Origin of the sequence: Mycobacterium tuberculosis complex sp. N0072, assembly GCF_030323725.1 — a bacterium.
Classification (GTDB): domain Bacteria; phylum Actinomycetota; class Actinomycetes; order Mycobacteriales; family Mycobacteriaceae; genus Mycobacterium; species Mycobacterium tuberculosis.
Genome location: NZ_CP040689.1, coordinates 3874500 through 3894752, shown reverse-complemented (window position 1 = coordinate 3894752; position 20253 = coordinate 3874500). Strand labels below are relative to the sequence as shown.

Here is a 20253-nt window from a genome sequence, read left to right as displayed (position 1 = left end):
AACAATCGCCGCGCTGTGACCGCTGAAGCCAAAGCAACACAAGGGATTACCGAGCTAGGTGCCGCGCATCTCCCCAATGAACCGCTGCGTCTGTTCCCACCTGGGCAGCAGGCCAGACGCGCGCACATCCTCGAAGCTGGGCGCAGCGGCATCACGGTCGGACAGGCTGGGGGCAGCGCCATCGACCAGCGGCCAATCGACCGCCAACGTCGGATCTGTGGCGCAGATGGTGTGCTCGCGCTGCGGATTGTATTCCGCCGAGCACAAGTACATCACCGTCGAATTGTCTTGCAGTGCAAGGAAGCCGTGCGCTAGGCCTTCGGAGACGTAGATCGTCCTACGGTCTTGGTCGTCGAGCAGCACCGAGTCCCATCGGCCGAATGTCGGTGAGCCCTCTCGGATGTCGACGACGACATCGAACACCGAGCCGGAAACGCAGGTCACATACTTGGCCTGGCTCGGCGGCAACTGGGCAAAGTGCAGGCCGCGCAGCACACCGGCCGATGACACCGAGCAGTTCACTTGCCGGACGTCCAAACTGTGACCTGCGAATGCGCGGAACCCATGATCGGTAAGCCATTCGAAGAACAGTCCGCGGGAATCGACATGGATGGTCGGGGTAATCTCCCAGGCGCCGGGGACGTCGAGTTCGCGTGCTTTCATCTCATTGACCGCGTTCTTGATAGCGGGCCTCCGTGGCGTCTTTTAGTGGACGCCACCACGATTCGTTGTCGCGGTACCAGTCGATCGTGGTCCGCAGGCCCTCCTCGAAATCGGTATGCTTTGGCGCCCAGCATAATTCGTCGTAGAGCGTGGACGGGTCGATGGCATAGCGCAGGTCGTGGCCGACGCGGTCGGTGACGTGGTCGAAGTCGTCCGGATCGCGGTCCATCAGTCGCAGCAGCGTGCGCAGCACGGTCAGGTTGTCACGCTCGCCCTCGGAGCTGATCAGGTAGGTTCGGCCGATGCGGCCTCTGTCCAGGATTCGCCGCACCGCGCTGTTGTGGTCGTCGACGTGGATCCAGTCACGGACATTGGCGCCCGCGCCGTAGAGCTTGGGCCGCCGCCCGGTGAGCACATTGGTGATCTGACGCGGAATGAACTTCTCGACGTGCTGATACGGCCCGTAGTTGTTGGAGCAGTTGGAGATCGTCGCGCGTACGCCATAGGACCGAACCCAGGCCCGGACCAACATGTCTGCGCCCGCCTTGGTCGCCGAGTAAGGGCTGGACGGGTTATAGGGCGTCGATTCGGTGAACCGCGCCCGGTCGTCGAGCTCCAAGTCGCCGTAGACCTCGTCGGTGGAGATGTGGTGCAGGCGCACACCGTGGCGTCGCACCGCTTCCAGGATGGTGAAGGTCCCGATGACGTTGGTGTGCAGAAACGGCTCCGGATTGTCCAGTGCATTGTCGACATGGGATTCGGCGGCAAAATGCACCACCGCGTCGGACTCGGCCACCAGCTGCGAAACCAGCTCGGCGTCGGTGATATCGCCCTGAACCAGCCGGATGGCATCCTCCACGTCGGCCAGCGACTCGCGCCGGCCGGCGTAGGTCAGGGCGTCGAGTACGGTAACCGCATCGTCTGGATGCTCACGTACGGCGCTGTGCACGAAATTCGTGCCGATGAATCCCGCGCCACCGGTGACTAGCAACCGCATGGATCAAACCCTAACCGAGCCTTAACCGAGTGGAGCCGCGACCAGTTGGGTTCGCAACCCTCCGTTTCGGGATCAAGTCAGTCGGAGCGGCTTCGCGAGTTCGGTCAGCGCCGACACCAGGTTGTCATCTTCGGTGAGGACCTGAATAGGGACATGGTCGGCGCCTGCAAGCAGGTGTTCGTTCAGCCGTGCCGCGATCGCGTCTGGAGTGCCGTAGGCGACCACGGCGTCAACCAGGCGGTCGCTGCCCGGCCGGGAGACTTCGTCGTCGGTGAAGCCCAGCCGTTTCCAGTTGTTGCGGTAGTTAGCCAGGTTGAAGTACATATCGAGCGCCTGGCGTCCCACCGTACGGGCCCTTGCCGAGTCGGTGGTCAGCACCACCTTGTGTTCGGGCGCCAGGAACGCCGACGGACCAATCAGCTCACGGGCCCGTGCCGTGTGTTCGGGTGTGGTCAGGTACGGGTGCGCCCCGGCGCTGCGGCGTGCGGACAGGCCCAGGACCCGGGGGCCCAGTGCGGCCACCACCCGGCGGTTGGCGGGCACCCCATAGTCGTCGAGCCGGTCTAGGTATTCCACCAGCGCGTTGTAGGGCTTGCGGTACTCACTGATCATCTCGGCATGCCCGACTCCGATACCCAGCAGAAAGCGGCCCGGGTAGGCCGCCTCGATGCGGTGGAACGATTCGGCGACTCGCTGGGCCGGTGCCGACCAGATATTGACAATGCCGGTGGCCACACACAATGTGGTGGTCGCTTGCAGAATCGGTTCCACCCAGGACAGTGCGGCGGGTGGTGAGCCTCCCACCCAGACCGCCCCGTAGCCCAGCGCCTCGATTTCTGTGGCCTGCTGGGGGGTGACGCCGCGTCCGAACGATCCGAATCGGCCGAGGTTAGGGCCTGAGCTGGGTTTGCCGGCGGCACAATTGGTCATGGTTGCTCTAACCGCTCGGCTCACCGGTGCTATTCCGGTGAGCGCGTGGCCTACGGCGTTTTGCGCAGAGCACGGCGATGCGGGTAATGTGGGTTGGCGGTGCGGTGTCCCGTGCCGGTTTGGCGTGCCCAGTTTTGAAAATTTCTCGGAGCCCTTCGCGGAATTTCCACCACCGGCTCACGTTTGTAGTCCGAGCACGTGCTGCGCCGGAATCGGGTGCACCGACAAGGAAGAGAAGGATCGCCAGAAAGTAATGGCCAAGAAGGACGGTGCCATAGAGGTCGAGGGTCGCGTGGTCGAGCCCCTGCCCAATGCCATGTTCCGCATTGAGTTGGAGAACGGCCACAAGGTGCTCGCCCACATCAGCGGCAAGATGCGTCAGCACTACATTCGCATCCTGCCCGAGGACCGGGTGGTGGTGGAATTGTCGCCCTACGACCTGTCCCGGGGCCGCATCGTGTACCGGTACAAGTAGCGACATACCCATAGAACAGGACCGAGACAGTCGTGAAGGTAAACCCGAGCGTCAAGCCGATCTGTGACAAGTGCAGGCTGATCCGTCGGCACGGGCGGGTTATGGTGATCTGTTCCGATCCGCGTCACAAACAAAGGCAGGGCTAGTTCGGCGACGATGCGGGCCGCGTAGTGGTCCGAGGAGGAGCCGGACAGTTGGACTTGGTCGGCGACGATGCGGGCCGCGTAGTGGTCCGAGGAGGAGCCGGACGGCCCGACAACTAAATGCAGACCCCCAGCACCAATGAGCGGCTGGCATCGATGGAGATGGGCCAGCTCATTCACGCCCGGACGGAGGCCGGGCCCCACACCCAAAGATCTTTTTTGGGCAGGGAACGGACTGGGACCATACCTCCGCAGAGGAAGAGGAAACGCCACCTATGGCTCGACTCGTCGGCGTCGACCTGCCGCGCGATAAGCGGATGGAGGTCGCCCTGACCTACATCTTTGGCATCGGCCGTACCCGCTCGAACGAAATCCTGGCGGCCACCGGCATTGACCGGGATCTGCGCACCAGAGATCTCACCGAAGAACAGCTGATCCACCTGCGCGACTACATCGAAGCGAATCTGAAGGTGGAGGGTGACCTGCGCCGCGAGGTACAGGCCGACATCCGTCGCAAGATCGAGATTGGCTGCTATCAGGGGTTGCGGCACCGCCGCGGTATGCCGGTACGCGGCCAGCGGACAAAAACCAACGCGCGGACCCGCAAAGGCCCCAAGCGCACCATCGCAGGCAAGAAGAAGGCTAGGTAACCGATGCCACCAGCAAAAAAAGGGCCGGCAACGTCGGCTAGGAAGGGCCAGAAGACCCGCCGGCGGGAGAAGAAGAACGTCCCGCACGGCGCCGCCCACATCAAGAGCACGTTCAACAACACGATCGTGACCATCACCGACCCGCAAGGCAACGTCATTGCCTGGGCATCGTCGGGGCACGTCGGCTTCAAGGGTTCCCGGAAATCGACCCCGTTTGCGGCCCAGCTGGCCGCGGAGAACGCCGCTCGCAAGGCCCAAGACCACGGGGTGCGCAAGGTCGACGTGTTCGTCAAGGGCCCGGGCTCGGGCCGCGAGACCGCGATCCGGTCGCTGCAGGCCGCCGGCCTGGAGGTGGGCGCGATCTCGGATGTCACCCCCCAGCCGCATAACGGTGTCCGGCCCCCCAAGCGCCGGCGCGTCTAGGAGAGAAGATGGCTCGTTACACCGGACCCGTCACCCGCAAATCACGGCGGTTGCGCACCGACCTCGTCGGTGGCGACCAGGCCTTCGAGAAGCGTCCCTACCCGCCCGGCCAACACGGTCGCGCGCGGATCAAGGAAAGCGAATATCTGCTTCAGCTGCAGGAGAAGCAGAAGGCCCGTTTCACATACGGCGTAATGGAAAAGCAGTTCCGCCGCTACTACGAAGAGGCCGTGCGGCAGCCCGGCAAGACGGGTGAAGAACTGCTGAAGATCCTCGAAAGCCGGCTGGACAACGTCATCTACCGTGCCGGGCTGGCGCGCACCCGGCGGATGGCTCGCCAGCTGGTCAGCCACGGGCATTTCAACGTCAACGGCGTGCACGTCAACGTCCCCAGTTACCGGGTGTCGCAGTACGACATCGTCGACGTGCGGGACAAGTCCCTGAACACGGTGCCGTTCCAGATTGCCCGGGAGACGGCGGGCGAGCGTCCGATCCCGAGCTGGCTGCAAGTGGTGGGGGAGCGGCAACGCGTCCTGATCCACCAGCTACCCGAGCGCGCGCAGATCGACGTCCCACTCACCGAGCAGCTGATCGTCGAGTACTACTCAAAGTAAACCCAACCCTCGGGGGGGGCCGCCCCCCGAGTACCCCCCAACCCAACCCTCGGGGGGCGCCGCCCCCCGAGTACCCCCACCCTCGGGGGCGCCGCCCCCGAGTGCCCCCACAGACGTCATATGGCGGACGTCGAAAGGAAGAAGAAACACCATGCTGATCTCACAGCGCCCCACCCTGTCCGAGGACGTCCTCACCGACAACCGATCCCAGTTCGTGATCGAACCGCTGGAGCCGGGATTCGGCTACACCCTGGGCAATTCGCTGCGTCGCACCCTGCTGTCGTCGATTCCCGGAGCGGCCGTCACCAGCATTCGCATCGATGGTGTACTGCACGAATTCACCACGGTGCCCGGGGTCAAAGAAGATGTCACCGAGATCATCCTGAATCTCAAGAGCCTGGTGGTGTCCTCGGAGGAGGACGAGCCGGTCACCATGTACCTACGCAAGCAGGGTCCGGGTGAGGTTACCGCCGGCGACATCGTGCCGCCGGCCGGCGTCACCGTGCACAACCCCGGCATGCACATCGCCACGCTGAACGATAAGGGCAAGCTGGAAGTCGAGCTCGTCGTCGAGCGTGGCCGCGGCTATGTCCCGGCGGTGCAAAACCGGGCTTCGGGTGCCGAAATTGGGCGCATTCCAGTCGATTCCATCTACTCACCGGTGCTCAAAGTGACCTACAAGGTGGACGCCACCCGGGTCGAGCAGCGCACCGACTTCGACAAGCTGATCCTGGACGTGGAGACCAAGAATTCAATCAGCCCGCGCGACGCGCTGGCGTCGGCTGGCAAGACGCTGGTCGAGTTGTTCGGCCTGGCACGGGAACTCAACGTCGAGGCCGAAGGCATCGAGATCGGGCCGTCGCCGGCCGAGGCCGATCACATTGCGTCATTCGCCCTGCCGATCGACGACCTGGATCTGACGGTGCGGTCCTACAACTGCCTCAAGCGCGAGGGGGTGCACACCGTGGGCGAACTGGTGGCGCGCACCGAATCCGACCTGCTTGACATCCGCAACTTCGGTCAGAAGTCCATCGACGAGGTGAAGATCAAGCTGCACCAGCTGGGCCTGTCACTCAAGGACAGCCCGCCGAGCTTCGACCCCTCGGAGGTCGCGGGCTACGACGTCGCCACCGGCACCTGGTCGACCGAGGGCGCGTACGACGAGCAGGACTACGCCGAAACCGAACAGCTTTAGACTGCCTCTAATCCAGACAGGAGCGTCAGCTATGCCCAAGCCCACCAAGGGCCCTCGCCTCGGCGGGTCGTCTTCACATCAGAAGGCGATCTTGGCCAACCTCGCCACGTCCCTGTTCGAGCATGGGCGGATCACGACGACCGAGCCGAAGGCCCGGGCGCTGCGTCCGTACGCGGAGAAGCTGATCACGCATGCCAAAAAAGGCGCGTTGCACAACCGGCGCGAGGTGCTCAAGAAGCTCCGTGACAAGGATGTGGTGCATACCTTGTTCGCCGAGATCGGACCGTTCTTCGCCGACCGCGATGGTGGCTACACCCGTATCATCAAAATCGAGGCACGTAAGGGCGACAACGCTCCGATGGCCGTGATCGAACTGGTCCGGGAGAAGACGGTGACCTCGGAGGCCAATCGAGCACGCCGGGTAGCTGCCGCGCAGGCGAAGGCCAAGAAGGCGGCGGCCATGCCGACCGAGGAGTCCGAGGCCAAGCCTGCTGAGGAGGGTGACGTGGTTGGCGCCAGTGAGCCTGACGCGAAGGCCCCCGAAGAGCCCCCCGCAGAGGCCCCCGAGAATTAGCGGCGTTGTCCGTCTTCGGCTCGATATCGCCTACGACGGAACCGATTTCGCGGGCTGGGCTGCACAAGTGGGGCAGCGCACGGTCGCGGGCGATCTCGATGCGGCGCTGACTACCATCTTCCGCACCCCGGTGCGGCTGCGGGCGGCCGGACGCACTGATGCGGGCGTGCACGCCAGCGGCCAGGTCGCCCACGTTGACGTGCCCGCCGATGCCTTGCCGAACGCTTACCCGCGCGCCGGCCACGTCGGTGATCCGGAATTCCTGCCGCTGTTGCGGAGGCTGGGTCGATTTCTGCCCGCCGACGTTCGAATCCTCGATATCACGCGCGCACCAGCGGGTTTCGACGCCAGATTCTCGGCGCTGCGGCGGCATTACGTGTACCGGCTGTCGACAGCACCCTACGGTGTCGAGCCGCAGCAGGCGCGCTACATCACCGCTTGGCCACGCGAGCTTGATCTGGATGCGATGACGGCCGCGTCGCGAGATTTGATGGGGCTGCACGACTTCGCGGCGTTCTGCCGTCATCGCGAGGGCGCCACCACGATTCGTGATCTGCAGCGGCTGGACTGGTCGCGTGCCGGCACCCTGGTCACCGCGCACGTCACCGCCGACGCGTTCTGTTGGTCGATGGTGCGGTCGTTGGTGGGGGCGCTACTGGCGGTCGGCGAGCACCGTCGCGCGACAACTTGGTGTCGTGAGCTGCTCACCGCGACAGGACGATCCAGCGACTTCGCGGTCGCGCCGGCGCACGGGTTGACGTTGATCCAGGTGGACTATCCGCCCGATGACCAGCTCGCGTCACGGAACTTGGTCACCCGGGATGTGCGCTCGGGCTAACCCAGGAAGCACATGCTCGGCCTGCTTGTCCGTGGACAAGCACAGCGAACAGACATGCGCACCATGGGTCTGGCAGGCCAGCATGTCGGGCCGCTCGAAATCCTGGTGGCAGACATGGCAAGTCAACACCGCGGCCGAGGGATTGCCGTGCTCGTCGTACATGGGCAGATCGATACCGTCGTGCGTGCGGCGAAGGTAGTACTTGCCTTTGGTCGCGGCTGCCAGAATGGGCGGCATTACCAACGCGGTGACGATTGCCACCAATGGTGAATAAGGCTGCAGTGCCGCACCCAGACCGCCGAAGAAGGTGACGATCGACAGCCCCGCGGCCAGCAGCAACGACCCGAAGCCGACCGGGTTGATGGCGTATAGCATGCCGCGGCGGAATTCGGGAGTCTTCGGCGACAGGCCGAGCAGATACTTGTTGAAGCCGATGTCCGACGCCACCGCCACCACCCAGGCCATACCGCAATTGGCGTAGCAACCCAGGATTGTGTTCAGGAAGTCAAACATGTTGGCTTCCATGAGAATCAACGCAATCGCGAGGTTAACCCCAAGAAACACGACCCGCCCGGGATAGTGCTTGGTGAGCCGTGTGAATGAATTGGTCCACGCCAGCGAGCCCGAATACGCGTTCGTGACGTTGATCTTGATCTGGCTCAAGACCACCAGGATGACGGCGAGTGTCAACGCCAGCCAGCCCGGTACGAAGGTGCGGTATATCTGCATGAATTGGTGCACCGGCTGGTTGGCGATTGTCGACGAGCCGGGGATGTTGGCCATCAGATAGACCGCCAGGAACAGGCCGATGATCTGTTTGGTCGCCCCAAATGCAACCCAGCCGGGACCGGCCAGCAGCGTCCACGTCCACCACCTGTTCGCGTTCTCCGGCGTCCGTGGCGGCATGAAGCGCAGGTAGTCGATCTGCTCGGCGATCTGAGCGATGAGTGACAGGCACACTCCCGCTGCCAACAGGACAGAACCGAAGCTAAGGCCGCCATGACCATCCTTGCCGGCGTAGGAGAAAAACTGTCCAATCGAATCGGGATGGCTGACTACCAGGTAGCCAAATGGGGCCGCCATCAGGATCAGCCAGAGCGGGGTGGTCCAAAGTTGCAGCTGTGACAAAACTTTCATCCCGTAGACCACCAGCGGGAAGATGATCAGGGTCGAGCACGCGTAACCCGCCCACAGCGGAATGTGCAGGCCTAGCTTAAGGCCCTGAGCCATGATCGAGCCCTCCAGGGCAAAGAAGATGAACGTGAACGTGGCAAAGATGACGTTGGTGACCACCGAGCCGTAGTAGCCGAAACCGCTACCGCGGGTAATCAGATCCAGGTCGATGTTGTACCGCGCCGCGTAGTAGGCCAGCGGCAAGCCGGTGACGAAGACCACCAGTGCGAAGATTGCGATTCCGCACAGCGCGTTCGCGGTACCCCACGTGATACCGACATTGGCGCCGATCGCGAAGTCCGCCAGGTAGGCGATGCCGCCGAGAGCGGAGATGCCCACCACCGCCGGGGGCCACCTGCGATAGCTGCGCGGCGCCAACCGCAGTGTGTAATCCTCCAGCGTCTCTCTGGTGGCCGTAATTCTGTCGTGGTCGGCTGCGGTTGGGCTTTCACTGTTTGTTATGACGCCCGGCATCAACCCTCCTCAGCGCAATAGCGGTCGAAGTTAGCCCGAGCGTCCGGTTAGCGTGTCCGCACACTTCCCTTCCGGTGAAATGATTGCGGTTCATCGCGGCGCATTCGGCGGACAAATGCGCATTCGGCTGCGTTGACGGGCGGCGCGCCTGGCGGGCGGGGTCCGGCGCCAGCATAAGGCCGTGGTAAGCGGTGTGCCAGTCGGCGGCGGTCACTCGTGGCCGGGCGGCGGCGCAGCCGTTGCTTAGCCGGAATCTATGGGGCGGCTCGCGTTAGATCCTGCTCGCGACGAAACGCGCCGCCTGGTTGGTCATCCCGGGCACGTAGCCTAGGTGCGCTCGCCACCGGTTGCCGTCCGAACAAATCGGGTCGCCGTTGTTGCAGAGGTTGATGGTCTTGGACCCGAATTGAGGGGTCAGGGCGCTCATCAGCCCGCCAGCGCGGCCCGAGGGATTCCCGAACAGGGCGATCGCGGCGATGTGATCGTCCGCTGCGGGCGGCAACGGCTGCGTGAACCCGAGGCCGGGCAGTGGTGCGGCGGTGACGATGTCGATCACGGCCGCACCCTGGGAGTAGCCGCCGAGCACCAACCTCGTGGCCCGGCACGCGCTGGCCATCTGCTGAATGTGGTCGCTGGCGTCGTTCGCGCCGTCAGCGGCGGCCAAGAAATCACCGTTGGCCGGGTAGTTGACTCCGTATGTCCCGATGCTCTTGTTGGTCTGCTGGCGCAATGAACTGACGAAAGCTTGGCCTACCCGACCGAGGCCAGGTGGTTCGCCGGTTCCGCGGGCGAACACCACCTCGGCATCCGGGCAGCCCGCCGATGCCGGTGGTGCCAGCGCGGGGGTAAGCAACAGTGTGGCCGCCGCAAAGGCGGCGGCCACCAGGCTGGTGAGGCGGCGTGCGGCACCGGCTCGCCAGCGGCCCGAATGCGGCTGCGGGCGTGGGATCACCCCGATGAACCTCATGACGCGATTTTATGGGCTTACTGACAAAGCGTCAGCGACCGTGCAGCGATTCGGGAGCCGGTGCGGCAGTGCCGGGCATCTGAAGGACAGACCCGGGCAGCTGCGGGACGGATCCAGGCAGATGTGGCACCGACCCGGCGCGGAGCCTCTGCACGACGAAACTAGCCGCCTGGGTGGTGTAGGTGGGTATGTAGCCGTCGATGTGTCCGCTGAATTCGTTGCCGGGGCCCACATGGCAGATCGGATCGGTGGGATTGCACAGGTCAATCGCCTTGGAACCGAATAGCGGGCTCAGGCTCGACAGCGATCCGCCGGCGCGGTTGGACGGATTGCCGAAGACCGCGACCGCTGCGACGTTGTCTGCGTATGCCGCAGGTAGCGGACTGCCAAAGCTGATGCTGCCCAACGGAACCCCGGCCACGATATCGATCACGGTTGCGCCCTGCGAATAGCCGCCCAAGACCAGCTTGGTGTTCGGGCATGACGAGGCCATGGACTTAATGTGCGATATGGCGTCGTTGGCGCCGTCTCCCCCGTGCAGCTGTAGGCGGCTGGCGGCGTAATTCACCGGGTATACTCCGATCTCCATGCCAGTCTGCTGGCGCAGCGAGTCGACGAACGCCTGGCCAACGCGCCCGATTCCGGGCGGCTCGCCGGTGCCGCGGGCGAACGTGACTTCGGCGTCCGGGCATCCATCGGCGAAGGCAACCGGGGTCCAAACAGCGCCCAAGGCGATGAGCAGGACGACGGCGGTGATCAATGCGCCCGCACCCAAACCAGCCCTGCCGGATGTCAGCAGGCGGATGGGTCGATTGTTCACGACGGAATTTTACCCGCGATCCAGCCGGAGCAAATGTCGGTAGCTGTGGATAGACGGTGAAGAACATGCGTCGCAACGCCTACCGTGGGGAGAAATCAGCGCGCCACCGTGGGAGAGCCAGTGCCGAGCCCAGCGACGACCTGGCTGCACGTCAGCGGGTACCGATTTCTGCTGCGGCGCATCGAGTGCGCGTTGCTGTTCGGGGATGTCTGCGCAGCGACCGGAGCACTGCGCGCGCGCACAACATCGCTGGCCCTCGGGTGCGTGCTGGCGATCGTCGCCGCGATGGGATGCGCATTCGTTGCGCTGCTGCGGCCACAGTCGGCGCTCGGTCAGGCGCCGATCGTGATGGGTCGGGAATCCGGGGCACTCTACGTGCGAGTGGACGATGTCTGGCATCCGGTGTTGAACCTGGCTTCGGCGCGGTTGATCGCGGCGACGAACGCCAACCCGCAACCGGTGTCCGAGTCCGAATTGGGCCACACCAAACGCGGTCCACTGCTCGGTATTCCAGGTGCGCCGCAGCTGCTTGACCAGCCGCTAGCCGGCGCCGAATCGGCGTGGGCGATCTGCGATAGCGACAATGGCGGATCAACGACTGTCGTCGTCGGGCCCGCCGAAGACTCGTCGGCGCAGGTGCTGACCGCCGAACAGATGATCCTGGTGGCGACCGAATCAGGTTCGCCCACCTACCTGCTCTACGGCGGTCGGCGGGCCGTGGTGGATCTGGCCGACCCGGCGGTGGTGTGGGCGCTGCGGCTGCAGGGCCGGGTCCCGCACGTGGTCGCGCAATCGTTGCTCAACGCCGTCCCGGAGGCACCGCGCATCACGGCTCCCCGGATTCGTGGCGGCGGGCGGGCCTCGGTCGGGCTGCCCGGGTTTCTGGTCGGCGGTGTGGTGCGCATCACTCGCGCGAGCGGTGATGAGTATTACGTGGTGCTGGAGGACGGCGTGCAGCGCATCGGCCAGGTCGCCGCGGATTTGTTGCGGTTCGGCGATTCGCAGGGCAGCGTCAACGTCCCGACGGTGGCCCCCGATGTGATTCGCGTCGCTCCGATCGTGAACACCTTGCCGGTGTCGGCCTTTCCCGACCGGCCGCCAACACCGGTGGACGGCTCGCCGGGAAGGGCGGTCACCACGTTGTGCGTGACCTGGACGCCCGCGCAGCCGGGTGCTGCTCGCGTCGCGTTCTTGGCGGGCAGCGGCCCGCCGGTGCCCCTCGGAGGGGTTCCGGTGACACTGGCACAAGCCGACGGTCGCGGCCCCGCACTGGACGCGGTGTACCTGCCGCCGGGACGCAGCGCCTACGTAGCCGCGCGCAGCCTGTCCGGCGGCGGCACCGGCACGCGCTACCTGGTCACCGACACCGGGGTGCGGTTCGCGATCCACGACGACGACGTGGCACACGACCTCGGTCTGCCGACGGCTGCCATCCCGGCGCCGTGGCCGGTGTTGGCGACACTGCCGTCCGGACCGGAGCTGAGTAGAGCCAACGCGTCAGTCGCCCGCGATACCGTTGCGCCCGGGCCGTAGCCGGCGGCTGGCGGTGGCCAGGGTTGCCATCAGCGCGAGCAGGCAGATCGCGGCACCAGCAAAGGCGGTGTGTAGGGCGCGGCGATCCGATGGGCCGGGCGTTGACCGCCTAGGGACCGGCACCGCCACCGGAGCGGGGTCGCTCGTTGCGGTGCCGGCCTGCGGAATCGAGTCGCTGCTGACCGCAGCCAGGGCATCGACCGTGCCGTTGCCGACGAGCGGATCCCATCCGGCGGGTGGGTGATGCGCGGTAGATTCGATGCGCTGCATCACCTGCCGTGCGGTCAACGTCGGAAAGCGGGCCCGGATCAGGGCGGCCAGGCCGCTGACGACCGGCGCCGCATAACTGGTTCCGGATATCGGAATCGAACCATGCTGTCCGCCAAGCCTGTTCACGGTCCCGTCACCGAACGGGCTGAGCGAGGTCACCGCCTCGCCGGTGGCGGCGACATCCACCCAGGGGCCGGCGAGAGTGAATGCCGAGGGTTCGCCTTGGGCGTTCACCGAACCTACGGTCAGCACGTAGTCGTCGTACCAGGCCGGACTCACCGCAACCGTGACGCTGTCCCGGGTTACCCCGGGGGCCTGCGGCGGACACTGCGCGGCGCCGCCGGTATTGCCGGCCGCGGCCACGATGACGGCGTTCTTGACATCGACCGCATAGGCCAAAGCGGCACCTAGCGCGCGGTCGTCCGGCGCAGCCGCGGCCGGAACGCAGGCAATCGACGAGATGTTGATCACCGACGCGCCGAGGTCGGCGGCCGTCCGCACGGCCTTCGCCATGGTGTCGACGTCACCAACACCTGTGCTGGACGGGTCGCCGACCGGTGCGAACTTGCTGCTGGACTGGCGAATGCTGATCAAGGTGACATCGGGTGCCACCCCGCTGAAATTGTCGCTTTGCGCATCCGGTGCGGCCGCGATAATTCCGGCCACCAGCGTGCCGTGTGCATCGCAATCCGCGGTGCCGTCCCCGGTGAAGACATAGTCACCGCCGGCAACCACCTTGGGCAACCGTCGATGGCGCGCAACGCCGGTGTCGATGACCGCGACCCGTTGGCCGGCGCCGCGGGTGAGTCGCCAGACCTGGTCGAGGTCGGCGAGTTGAGCGGACCGCTCAGCCCGGCCGAAAGCCCGTCCCGATTCGGCGGTGACCTCGGTGCATACCTCACGTTGTACGGTCGGCCGCGGCGGCGCCGGCAGCGCAGATTCGGGTAGCCATCTTTCGTCGATCGGCGGCGGCGAAACCGCGTGGGCAACCGGCGTTCCCAACCCAGACAGCGTCGCGAGCGCTGATACCACCAGCAGGCGCAGGGTACGGGACGTGGTCATGTCCATGTCAGGTCGAGGTGGCGAACGGCGCTGTAGGCGCCGCATAGCCAAGCGGTCAATGGAACCATTGCGATCAGCGCCAGACACTCCAGCAATTCGATGGTGCGGTACGTGACGGGCGAGAGCGACAACGCGGGAGCGACGAAGCCCAAAAACATTGCCACGGCGGCCAGCATGGCGGTCAGCGCGGCAATCCACGGCCCGTGTTCCAGAGCCCGATCCGCGGCGACGGTAAATGCCGTTGCAACGGTGGTGATTCCACAGATGGCAAACACCAGTGACCTTCTGGTGTCTGCTGAACGTGCTCGTAGCAGCAGCAGCGCACCGGTGACGGCGGCCAACGCGATACCGCCCATGCTGGACCTGTGGATGCCGTGGGTTGCGACGGCGGTTCCGATGGCACCGATGGTCGCCGAGGCCGCGAAGGCCGCCAGCAGGCTCGTCAACCAAGCATCTGCACGGTTCGCTCGGGTGGTCAGCCGATCCGTGGTGGGCAGGGCATCGGCGTCGTCGGGGTTCAGCGCGGGCGGCAATCGTGGCGACAACCCCGCCAACAGGACTGCCATCCGCGCGGATACCTCTAACAGACCAAAGGATGCCAGCGTGGCCAGCGAACCGATGGCAGGCACCGGGGCCGCAGTGATCGCGCCGACCAGCGTAGCGGCCGCGACGACTACCGCGCAGCACGCCACCGCGGTCAACGTGATACCCCCACAACCCGTTATGCGCATTGCCAGCACCGACGTGGCGGCCGCCGCCATCGCGGCAACTAGCACGCTATGGACACCGGGGACCCCGGGCACCGCCAGTAGGCCGGCAACAGCACCGAATATGGTGGCGATAACGCTCAACGTGAGGCCGGCGATCGGGTCCCGATATGTCCGGCATGCAATCACCGCAAACAGCAAGGCAGCCAAGCCGGCCGCCGCTACAACTCCGGCCGTGGCGTCGGAGTAGCGGGTTACGTTGGTGCCGAGGGCGTTTCGAACCAGCATCAGGCCGCCGCCGGCGGTTATGCAGCTTGCCGCCAGCGCACCGCTGAGCCGGGTCGTGCGCTGGCATTGGGGCCGGGCTGTGGTGTCAAGCGCCGCCGCCACCGCTTCGGCCACATCGTCACAGCGGGGGGTGGGCGGCTGGGCGCTGGACTTATGCAAGACCAGGACGGCGCCGTCGCGGATACCGCATTGCGCCAATGTCGTTGCGTTTGGCAGAGCTGGCGCCCCCAGGGCAGACAGCTGGTAGCGCGCCGCCGTCGCCGGGCTGGCGCCACGGTCACCCAGGATGTCGACGATCGACGGGATCAGAGTCGCGACGGGCACCGCGGCGGGCAAGGTCAGGTCGACGGCCTGGGCGCCGGCATGTACGGTGACCCGGCGCAGTCCCGGATCAGACGTAGGCATTCTCCCCCTTTATTCTCGGATCACCGGAACGGTAGCCGGTTCTCGATCGCCCGGTATTCGGTTGTCCACAAGCGACTTGCGGCGGATTCTCGCGCTGCATACCGTCGCCCAGCATGAATTCAGGGCCGGCGTGCGCGACTGCGGACATCCTGGTTGCCCCGCCGCCCGAGTTGCGGCGGTCGGAACCGTCCAGCCTGCTGATTCGCCTGCTCCCGGTCGTCATGTCGGTGGCGACCGTGGGTGTCATGGTGACGGTGTTCTTGCCGGGCTCGCCGGCCACGCGCCACCCCACGTTTCTGGCCTTCCCAATGATGATGCTGGTCTCGTTGGTGGTGACTGCGGTAACCGGACGCGGCCGGCGGCATGTCTCCGGTATCCACAACGACCGTGTCGACTACCTCGGGTACCTGAGTGTCTTGCGCACATCTGTCACCCAAACGGCTGCAGCACAACACGTATCACTGAACTGGACGCATCCCGATCCTGCCACCTTGTGGACATTGATCGGTGGTCCGCGAATGTGGGAGCGTCGACCGGGTGCTGCCGACTTCTGTCGCATCCGTGTCGGAGTTGGATCTGCACCGCTGGCCACCCGCTTGGTGGTCGGGCAGCTTCCGCCGGCGCAGCGTGCGGATCCGGTCACCCGCGCCGCGCTGCGCTGTTTCCTTGCCGCACACGCGACCATTGCGGATGCGCCCATCGCGATCCCCTTGCGGGTCGGCGGTCCGATCGCCATCGACGGTGACCCGACCAAGGTCCGCGGGCTGCTGCGGGCGATGATCTGCCAGCTGGCCGTATGGCACTCACCGGAGGAGTTGCTGATCGCCGGCGTGGTCAGTGACCGCAACCGCGCGCACTGGGATTGGCTGAAATGGCTGCCGCACAACCAACATCCGAATGCCTGTGATGCCTTGGGGCCAGCCCCGATGGTGTACTCGACCCTGGCAGAGATGCAAAATGCGCTAGCCGCAACGGTATTGGCCCACGTTGTTGCGATCGTCGACACGGCCGAACGTGGCAACGGCGCGATCACCGGCGTGATCACGATCGAGGTGGGCGCCAGACGAGACGGTGCACCGCCGGTGGTCAGATGTGCCGGCGAAGTGACAGCGCTAGCGTGCCCGGACCAGCTGGAGCCTCAAGACGCGCTGGTATGCGCCCGTCGGCTGGCCGCTCACCGGGTCGGGCACTCGGGTCGCACGTTCATCCGTGGCTCGGGTTGGGCGGAACTGGTCGGCATCGGCGATGTGGCCGCTTTCGATCCGAGCACGTTGTGGCGCAACGTAAACCAACATGATCGGCTCCGTGTCCCGATCGGAGTCACGCCCGACGGTACCGCCGTGCAGCTAGACATCAAGGAAGCCGCGGAACAGGGCATGGGTCCACACGGGCTGTGCGTCGGCGCCACCGGATCAGGCAAATCGGAGCTGCTGCGTACCATCGCGCTGGGGATGATGGCACGCAATTCGCCCGAAGTCCTCAACCTCCTTCTGGTCGACTTCAAGGGTGGTGCAACATTTCTCGACCTCGCGGGAGCCCCACATGTAGCCGCGGTCATCACCAACCTTGCCGAGGAAGCACCGCTGGTCGCACGGATGCAAGACGCATTGGCCGGCGAGATGAGCCGCCGGCAACAGCTGCTGCGGATGGCAGGCCACTTGGTCAGTGTCACGGCATATCAGCGGGCACGCCAAACGGGTGCGCAACTTCCCTGCCTGCCGATCCTGTTCATCGTCGTCGACGAGTTTTCCGAATTGCTGAGCCAACATCCCGAATTCGTCGACGTGTTCCTCGCGATCGGTCGGGTGGGCCGGTCGCTGGGCATGCATTTGCTGCTGGCCAGTCAGCGGCTCGACGAGGGCCGACTGCGTGGACTGGAAACCCATCTGTCCTATCGAATGTGCCTGAAAACGTGGTCCGCCAGTGAATCACGCAACGTGCTCGGGACGCAGGACGCATATCAACTGCCCAACACCCCCGGTGCGGGCTTGCTGCAAACGGGAACCGGAGAGCTGATCCGATTTCAGACCGCGTTCGTTTCCGGGCCGCTTCGACGGGCGAGTCCCTCAGCGGTCCACCCGGTAGCCCCGCCGTCGGTGCGACCGTTCACCACGCACGCTGCGGCGCCGGTCACAGCCGGTCCCGTCGGCGGGACAGCCGAGGTGCCCACGCCTACCGTCTTGCATGCGGTGCTCGACCGGCTGGTCGGTCATGGACCGGCTGCGCATCAAGTCTGGCTACCGCCGCTGGACGAGCCACCGATGCTGGGCGCCCTACTGCGTGACGCTGAGCCGGCGCAGGCCGAGCTGGCCGTACCCATCGGCATTGTCGATCGGCCGTTCGAGCAGTCACGGGTGCCGCTGACGATCGACTTGTCCGGGGCCGCAGGCAATGTCGCGGTCGTAGGTGCACCGCAAACGGGCAAGTCAACCGCGCTGCGGACGCTGATCATGGCGTTGGCTGCTACCCACGATGCGGGCCGGGTGCAGTTCTATTGTTTGGACTTCGGCGGCGGGGCGCTGGCCCAGGTGGACGAACTGCCGCATGTGGGTGCCGTGGCCGGCAGGGCGCAGCCGCAGCTGGCATCGCGGATGCTCGCCGAACTGGAGTCGGCCGTGCGATTTCGGGAGGCATTCTTCCGCGACCACGGCATCGACTCGGTGGCGCGGTACCGCCAGCTGCGAGCAAAGTCGGCCGCTGAGTCTTTTGCGGACATATTTCTTGTCATCGACGGCTGGGCAAGCTTACGCCAGGAGTTCGCGGCCCTTGAGGAGTCGATCGTTGCCCTGGCAGCTCAAGGGCTTTCATTCGGCGTACATGTGGCGCTATCGGCAGCACGGTGGGCGGAGATCAGGCCGTCGCTGCGGGATCAGATCGGCAGTCGAATCGAGTTACGGCTGGCGGATCCCGCGGATTCCGAATTGGACCGTAGGCAGGCGCAACGGGTGCCGGTCGACAGACCGGGCCGTGGCCTCTCCCGCGACGGGATGCACATGGTGATCGCCCTGCCCGACCTGGATGGAGTTGCGCTACGACGCCGAAGTGGTGATCCGGTGGCGCCCCCGATACCGCTACTGCCCGCGCGCGTGGACTACGACAGCGTCGTGGCCCGAGCCGGCGACGAACTCGGTGCGCACATCTTGCTCGGCCTCGAGGAACGTCGAGGCCAGCCGGTGGCCGTCGATTTCGGACGCCACCCGCACCTGCTGGTGCTGGGCGACAACGAGTGCGGAAAGACGGCCGCGTTGCGGACCCTGTGCCGCGAGATCGTCCGGACCCATACCGCCGCGCGAGCCCAACTTCTCATCGTCGACTTCCGGCACACCCTGCTCGACGTCATCGAGTCGGAACATATGGGCGGCTACGTCAGCTCGCCGGCGGCGCTGGGTGCCAAGCTGTCGAGTCTGGTCGACCTGCTCCAGGCGCGGATGCCCGCCCCGGATGTGAGCCAGGCGCAGCTGCGAGCCAGGTCCTGGTGGTCGGGTCCGGATATCTATGTCGTGGTCGACGACTACGACCTGGTTGCGGTCTCATCGGGCAACCCGCTGATGGTCTTGCTCGAATATTTGCCGCACGCAAGAGATCTCGGTTTACACCTGGTGGTGGCGCGGCGCAGCGGGGGTGCTGCTCGGGCGCTGTTCGAGCCGGTGCTTGCCAGCCTGCGTGACCTGGGCTGCCGGGCACTGCTGATGAGCGGACGTCCGGATGAAGGCGCACTGTTCGGGTCGAGCCGCCCGATGCCGCTGCCACCGGGCCGGGGCATCCTGGTCACCGGTGCCGGTGACGAGCAACTGGTTCAAGTCGCCTGGAGCCCACCCCCGTGAGCCCACATCGCGCGGTGATCGAGGCGGGTCCGGGTGCCATCCGCCGATTGTGTTGTGGCGCAGACGTAGTCGCGGACACCGCAGTGTCTGCCGCCGCGCTGGCGGCGATCGACGACCAGGTAGCGCTGCTGGACGAACGGCCAGTCGCCGTGGATTCGCTGTGGTTCGACGCCCTGCGATCGGTGGCCGTCGACCACCGTGACGGCCCGGTCGTCGTGCACCCGTCGTGGTGGTCGGCGGCTCGGGTCGAGGTGGTCACCGCAGCCGCACGCACGCTGACCCGCGATGTCGTCGTGCACCCGCGGTCGTGGCTGCTGAGGCAGGCGTCCTCGGGGGTTTCGGCCGCAACGGTGGTGGTGGAGATCGCGGAGCGACTGGTGTTGGTGGCCGGCGCCGAGGTCGCCGCGGTGGCCCGCCGCACGGACGCCGAGTCCGTTGCCGGCCAGGTAGGCAGTGTCATTGCGCGGATGACGCGGGGTATTACCGTGGTGGTGCTGATCGACGTGCCCAGTACGGTCGCCGGGGCGGCAGCGCTCGCGGCGGCAATCGCCGGTGCGGTGCGGGGTACCGGTAGCAGCGTGGTCGAGATCGACGGCGTGCGGCTGGCGCGGTTGGCCAGGGCCGCCCTGCCGCCTTCCGACGAGCCCGCCGATCCGGCGGCGCGGCCTGCCACCCGCTCTCGGGTCCCGACACTTGCCCGGGTTGCGGCCGCCGGTGTCGCCTTGGCGTTACTGGCGCCGGCTGCCGTGGTCCGCCACGGTGCGACAACCCTGCAAAGACCACCGACGACGCTTCTGGTAGAGGGCCGGGTGGCGCTGACGATTCCGGCGGACTGGTCCACGCAGCGGGTGGTCTCCGGTCCCGGTTCGGCGCGGGTACAGGTCACTTCACCGGCCGATCCCGAGGTGGCGTTGCACGTCACACAATCACCGGTTCCCGGTGAGACGCTGCCTGGCACCGCGCAGCGGTTGAAGCGGGCGATCGACGCGTCACCGGCCGGGGTATTCGTCGACTTCAACCCCTCCGATATCAGAGCCGGCCGGCCCGCGGTGACCTATCGAGAGGTCCGCGCCGGGCATCAGGTGCGGTGGACGATTCTGCTCGACGGAGCGGTCCGGATCAGCGTCGGCTGCCAGAGCGGGCCCGGCCATGAAGACCTCCTCAGGGAGGTGTGTGCGCAAGCCGTACGGTCCGTCCACGCCGTTGGTTGAACCGGGAAGGATCGGAG

At 65.8% G+C, this 20253-nt stretch carries 19 protein-coding genes; 11 read left to right on the top strand and 8 right to left on the bottom strand.

Annotation, left to right across the window (positions count from 1 at the left end):
* Positions 1–54: 54 nt before the first annotated feature.
* The 3 genes from rfbC to FF952_RS18280 all read right to left on the bottom strand — a co-directional run bounded on the left by rfbC (position 55) and on the right by FF952_RS18280 (position 2590).
* On the bottom strand, positions 55–663 hold the full coding sequence (rfbC, locus tag FF952_RS18290; RefSeq protein WP_003418610.1) for a dTDP-4-dehydrorhamnose 3,5-epimerase: 609 nt from the start codon (positions 661–663) through the stop codon (positions 55–57).
* 1 nt (position 664) lies between these two features.
* Entirely contained in the window at positions 665–1660 is a 996-nt protein-coding gene (gene rfbB / locus FF952_RS18285; RefSeq protein WP_003418607.1) for a dTDP-glucose 4,6-dehydratase, read from the bottom strand.
* 72 nt (positions 1661–1732) lie between these two features.
* Positions 1733–2590 carry an LLM class F420-dependent oxidoreductase gene (locus FF952_RS18280; protein ID WP_003418604.1) on the bottom strand — a complete coding sequence of 286 codons (858 nt, stop codon included), beginning with the start codon at positions 2588–2590 and terminating at the stop codon, positions 1733–1735.
* A 253-nt stretch (positions 2591–2843) separates the two neighbouring features.
* On the opposite strand from FF952_RS18280, the gene infA reads away from it, so the two are divergent.
* The 8 genes from infA to truA all read left to right on the top strand — a co-directional run bounded on the left by infA (position 2844) and on the right by truA (position 7502).
* Positions 2844–3065, top strand: a complete 222-nt coding sequence (infA, locus tag FF952_RS18275; protein WP_003418601.1) for a translation initiation factor IF-1 — start codon at positions 2844–2846, stop codon at positions 3063–3065.
* Between the two features lie 32 nt (positions 3066–3097).
* Entirely contained in the window at positions 3098–3211 is a 114-nt protein-coding gene (rpmJ, locus tag FF952_RS18270) for a 50S ribosomal protein L36 (RefSeq protein WP_003418367.1), read from the top strand.
* 272 nt (positions 3212–3483) lie between these two features.
* Complete coding sequence (gene rpsM, locus FF952_RS18265; protein WP_003418360.1) at positions 3484–3858, top strand: 30S ribosomal protein S13; 375 nt, start codon at positions 3484–3486, stop codon at positions 3856–3858.
* Between the two features lie 3 nt (positions 3859–3861).
* Positions 3862–4281, top strand: coding sequence for a 30S ribosomal protein S11 (rpsK, locus tag FF952_RS18260; protein ID WP_003900064.1), 420 nt, complete (start codon positions 3862–3864; stop codon positions 4279–4281).
* Between the two features lie 8 nt (positions 4282–4289).
* The gene (rpsD, locus tag FF952_RS18255; RefSeq protein ID WP_003418354.1) at positions 4290–4895 is read left to right on the top strand and encodes a 30S ribosomal protein S4; all 606 of its coding nucleotides are present in this window, start codon (positions 4290–4292) and stop codon (positions 4893–4895) included.
* 151 nt (positions 4896–5046) lie between these two features.
* A complete protein-coding gene (locus FF952_RS18250) occupies positions 5047–6090 on the top strand; it encodes a DNA-directed RNA polymerase subunit alpha (RefSeq protein ID WP_003418351.1) in 1044 nt (347 codons plus the stop codon).
* 31 nt (positions 6091–6121) lie between these two features.
* Complete coding sequence (rplQ, locus tag FF952_RS18245; protein WP_003418346.1) at positions 6122–6664, top strand: 50S ribosomal protein L17; 543 nt, start codon at positions 6122–6124, stop codon at positions 6662–6664.
* The gene (gene truA, locus FF952_RS18240) at positions 6609–7502 is read left to right on the top strand and encodes a tRNA pseudouridine(38-40) synthase TruA (protein WP_003418344.1); all 894 of its coding nucleotides are present in this window, start codon (positions 6609–6611) and stop codon (positions 7500–7502) included. The genes rplQ and truA overlap by 56 nt, the downstream gene beginning before the upstream one ends.
* On the opposite strand, the gene FF952_RS18235 is transcribed toward truA, so the two are convergent.
* From FF952_RS18235 to FF952_RS18225, 3 genes are all read right to left on the bottom strand, one after another.
* Positions 7464–9149 (bottom strand): purine-cytosine permease family protein, encoded by a 1686-nt coding sequence (locus FF952_RS18235; protein WP_003418342.1) that lies wholly within the window; start codon positions 9147–9149, stop codon positions 7464–7466. The genes truA and FF952_RS18235 overlap by 39 nt on opposite strands.
* A 271-nt stretch (positions 9150–9420) precedes the next feature.
* Complete coding sequence (cut4, locus tag FF952_RS18230) at positions 9421–10101, bottom strand: cutinase Cut4 (RefSeq protein WP_003418339.1); 681 nt, start codon at positions 10099–10101, stop codon at positions 9421–9423.
* 46 nt (positions 10102–10147) lie between these two features.
* Positions 10148–10936 (bottom strand): cutinase family protein, encoded by a 789-nt coding sequence (locus FF952_RS18225; protein ID WP_003418336.1) that lies wholly within the window; start codon positions 10934–10936, stop codon positions 10148–10150.
* A gap of 120 nt (positions 10937–11056) precedes the next feature.
* Here FF952_RS18225 and eccB4 point away from each other — a divergent pair, with 120 nt between their 5' ends.
* Positions 11057–12469, top strand: coding sequence for a type VII secretion system ESX-4 subunit EccB4 (gene eccB4 / locus FF952_RS18220; RefSeq protein ID WP_003418333.1), 1413 nt, complete (start codon positions 11057–11059; stop codon positions 12467–12469).
* Here eccB4 and mycP4 read toward each other — a convergent pair.
* Both mycP4 and eccD4 read right to left on the bottom strand, forming a co-directional pair.
* Complete coding sequence (gene mycP4, locus FF952_RS18215; RefSeq protein WP_003418331.1) at positions 12434–13801, bottom strand: type VII secretion system ESX-4 serine protease mycosin MycP4; 1368 nt, start codon at positions 13799–13801, stop codon at positions 12434–12436. The genes eccB4 and mycP4 overlap by 36 nt on opposite strands.
* Positions 13798–15201 (bottom strand): type VII secretion system ESX-4 subunit EccD4, encoded by a 1404-nt coding sequence (eccD4, locus tag FF952_RS18210; protein WP_003900062.1) that lies wholly within the window; start codon positions 15199–15201, stop codon positions 13798–13800. Before eccD4 ends, mycP4 begins: the two co-directional genes overlap by 4 nt.
* A 113-nt stretch (positions 15202–15314) precedes the next feature.
* Here eccD4 and eccC4 point away from each other — a divergent pair, with 113 nt between their 5' ends.
* Entirely contained in the window at positions 15315–19025 is a 3711-nt protein-coding gene (eccC4, locus tag FF952_RS18205) for a type VII secretion system ESX-4 FtsK/SpoIIIE family ATPase EccC4 (RefSeq protein ID WP_003418326.1), read from the top strand.
* A complete protein-coding gene (locus FF952_RS18200) occupies positions 19022–20236 on the top strand; it encodes a type VII secretion-associated protein (protein WP_003904325.1) in 1215 nt (404 codons plus the stop codon). The genes eccC4 and FF952_RS18200 overlap by 4 nt, the downstream gene beginning before the upstream one ends.
* Positions 20237–20253 lie beyond the last annotated feature (17 nt).

Coding starts and splice junctions, on each gene's coding strand:
- eccC4 (WP_003418326.1), top strand. CDS start 15,315: ATGAATTCAGGGCCGGCGTGCGCGACTGCGGACATCCTGGTTGCCCCG.
- rfbC (WP_003418610.1), bottom strand. CDS start 663: ATGAAAGCACGCGAACTCGACGTCCCCGGCGCCTGGGAGATTACCCCG.
- rpsK (WP_003900064.1), top strand. CDS start 3,862: ATGCCACCAGCAAAAAAAGGGCCGGCAACGTCGGCTAGGAAGGGCCAG.
- FF952_RS18235 (WP_003418342.1), bottom strand. CDS start 9,149: ATGCCGGGCGTCATAACAAACAGTGAAAGCCCAACCGCAGCCGACCAC.
- rplQ (WP_003418346.1), top strand. CDS start 6,122: ATGCCCAAGCCCACCAAGGGCCCTCGCCTCGGCGGGTCGTCTTCACAT.
- eccD4 (WP_003900062.1), bottom strand. CDS start 15,201: ATGCCTACGTCTGATCCGGGACTGCGCCGGGTCACCGTACATGCCGGC.
- rpsD (WP_003418354.1), top strand. CDS start 4,290: ATGGCTCGTTACACCGGACCCGTCACCCGCAAATCACGGCGGTTGCGC.
- FF952_RS18250 (WP_003418351.1), top strand. CDS start 5,047: ATGCTGATCTCACAGCGCCCCACCCTGTCCGAGGACGTCCTCACCGAC.
- FF952_RS18280 (WP_003418604.1), bottom strand. CDS start 2,590: ATGACCAATTGTGCCGCCGGCAAACCCAGCTCAGGCCCTAACCTCGGC.
- rpsM (WP_003418360.1), top strand. CDS start 3,484: ATGGCTCGACTCGTCGGCGTCGACCTGCCGCGCGATAAGCGGATGGAG.
- infA (WP_003418601.1), top strand. CDS start 2,844: ATGGCCAAGAAGGACGGTGCCATAGAGGTCGAGGGTCGCGTGGTCGAG.
- rfbB (WP_003418607.1), bottom strand. CDS start 1,660: ATGCGGTTGCTAGTCACCGGTGGCGCGGGATTCATCGGCACGAATTTC.
- mycP4 (WP_003418331.1), bottom strand. CDS start 13,801: ATGACCACGTCCCGTACCCTGCGCCTGCTGGTGGTATCAGCGCTCGCG.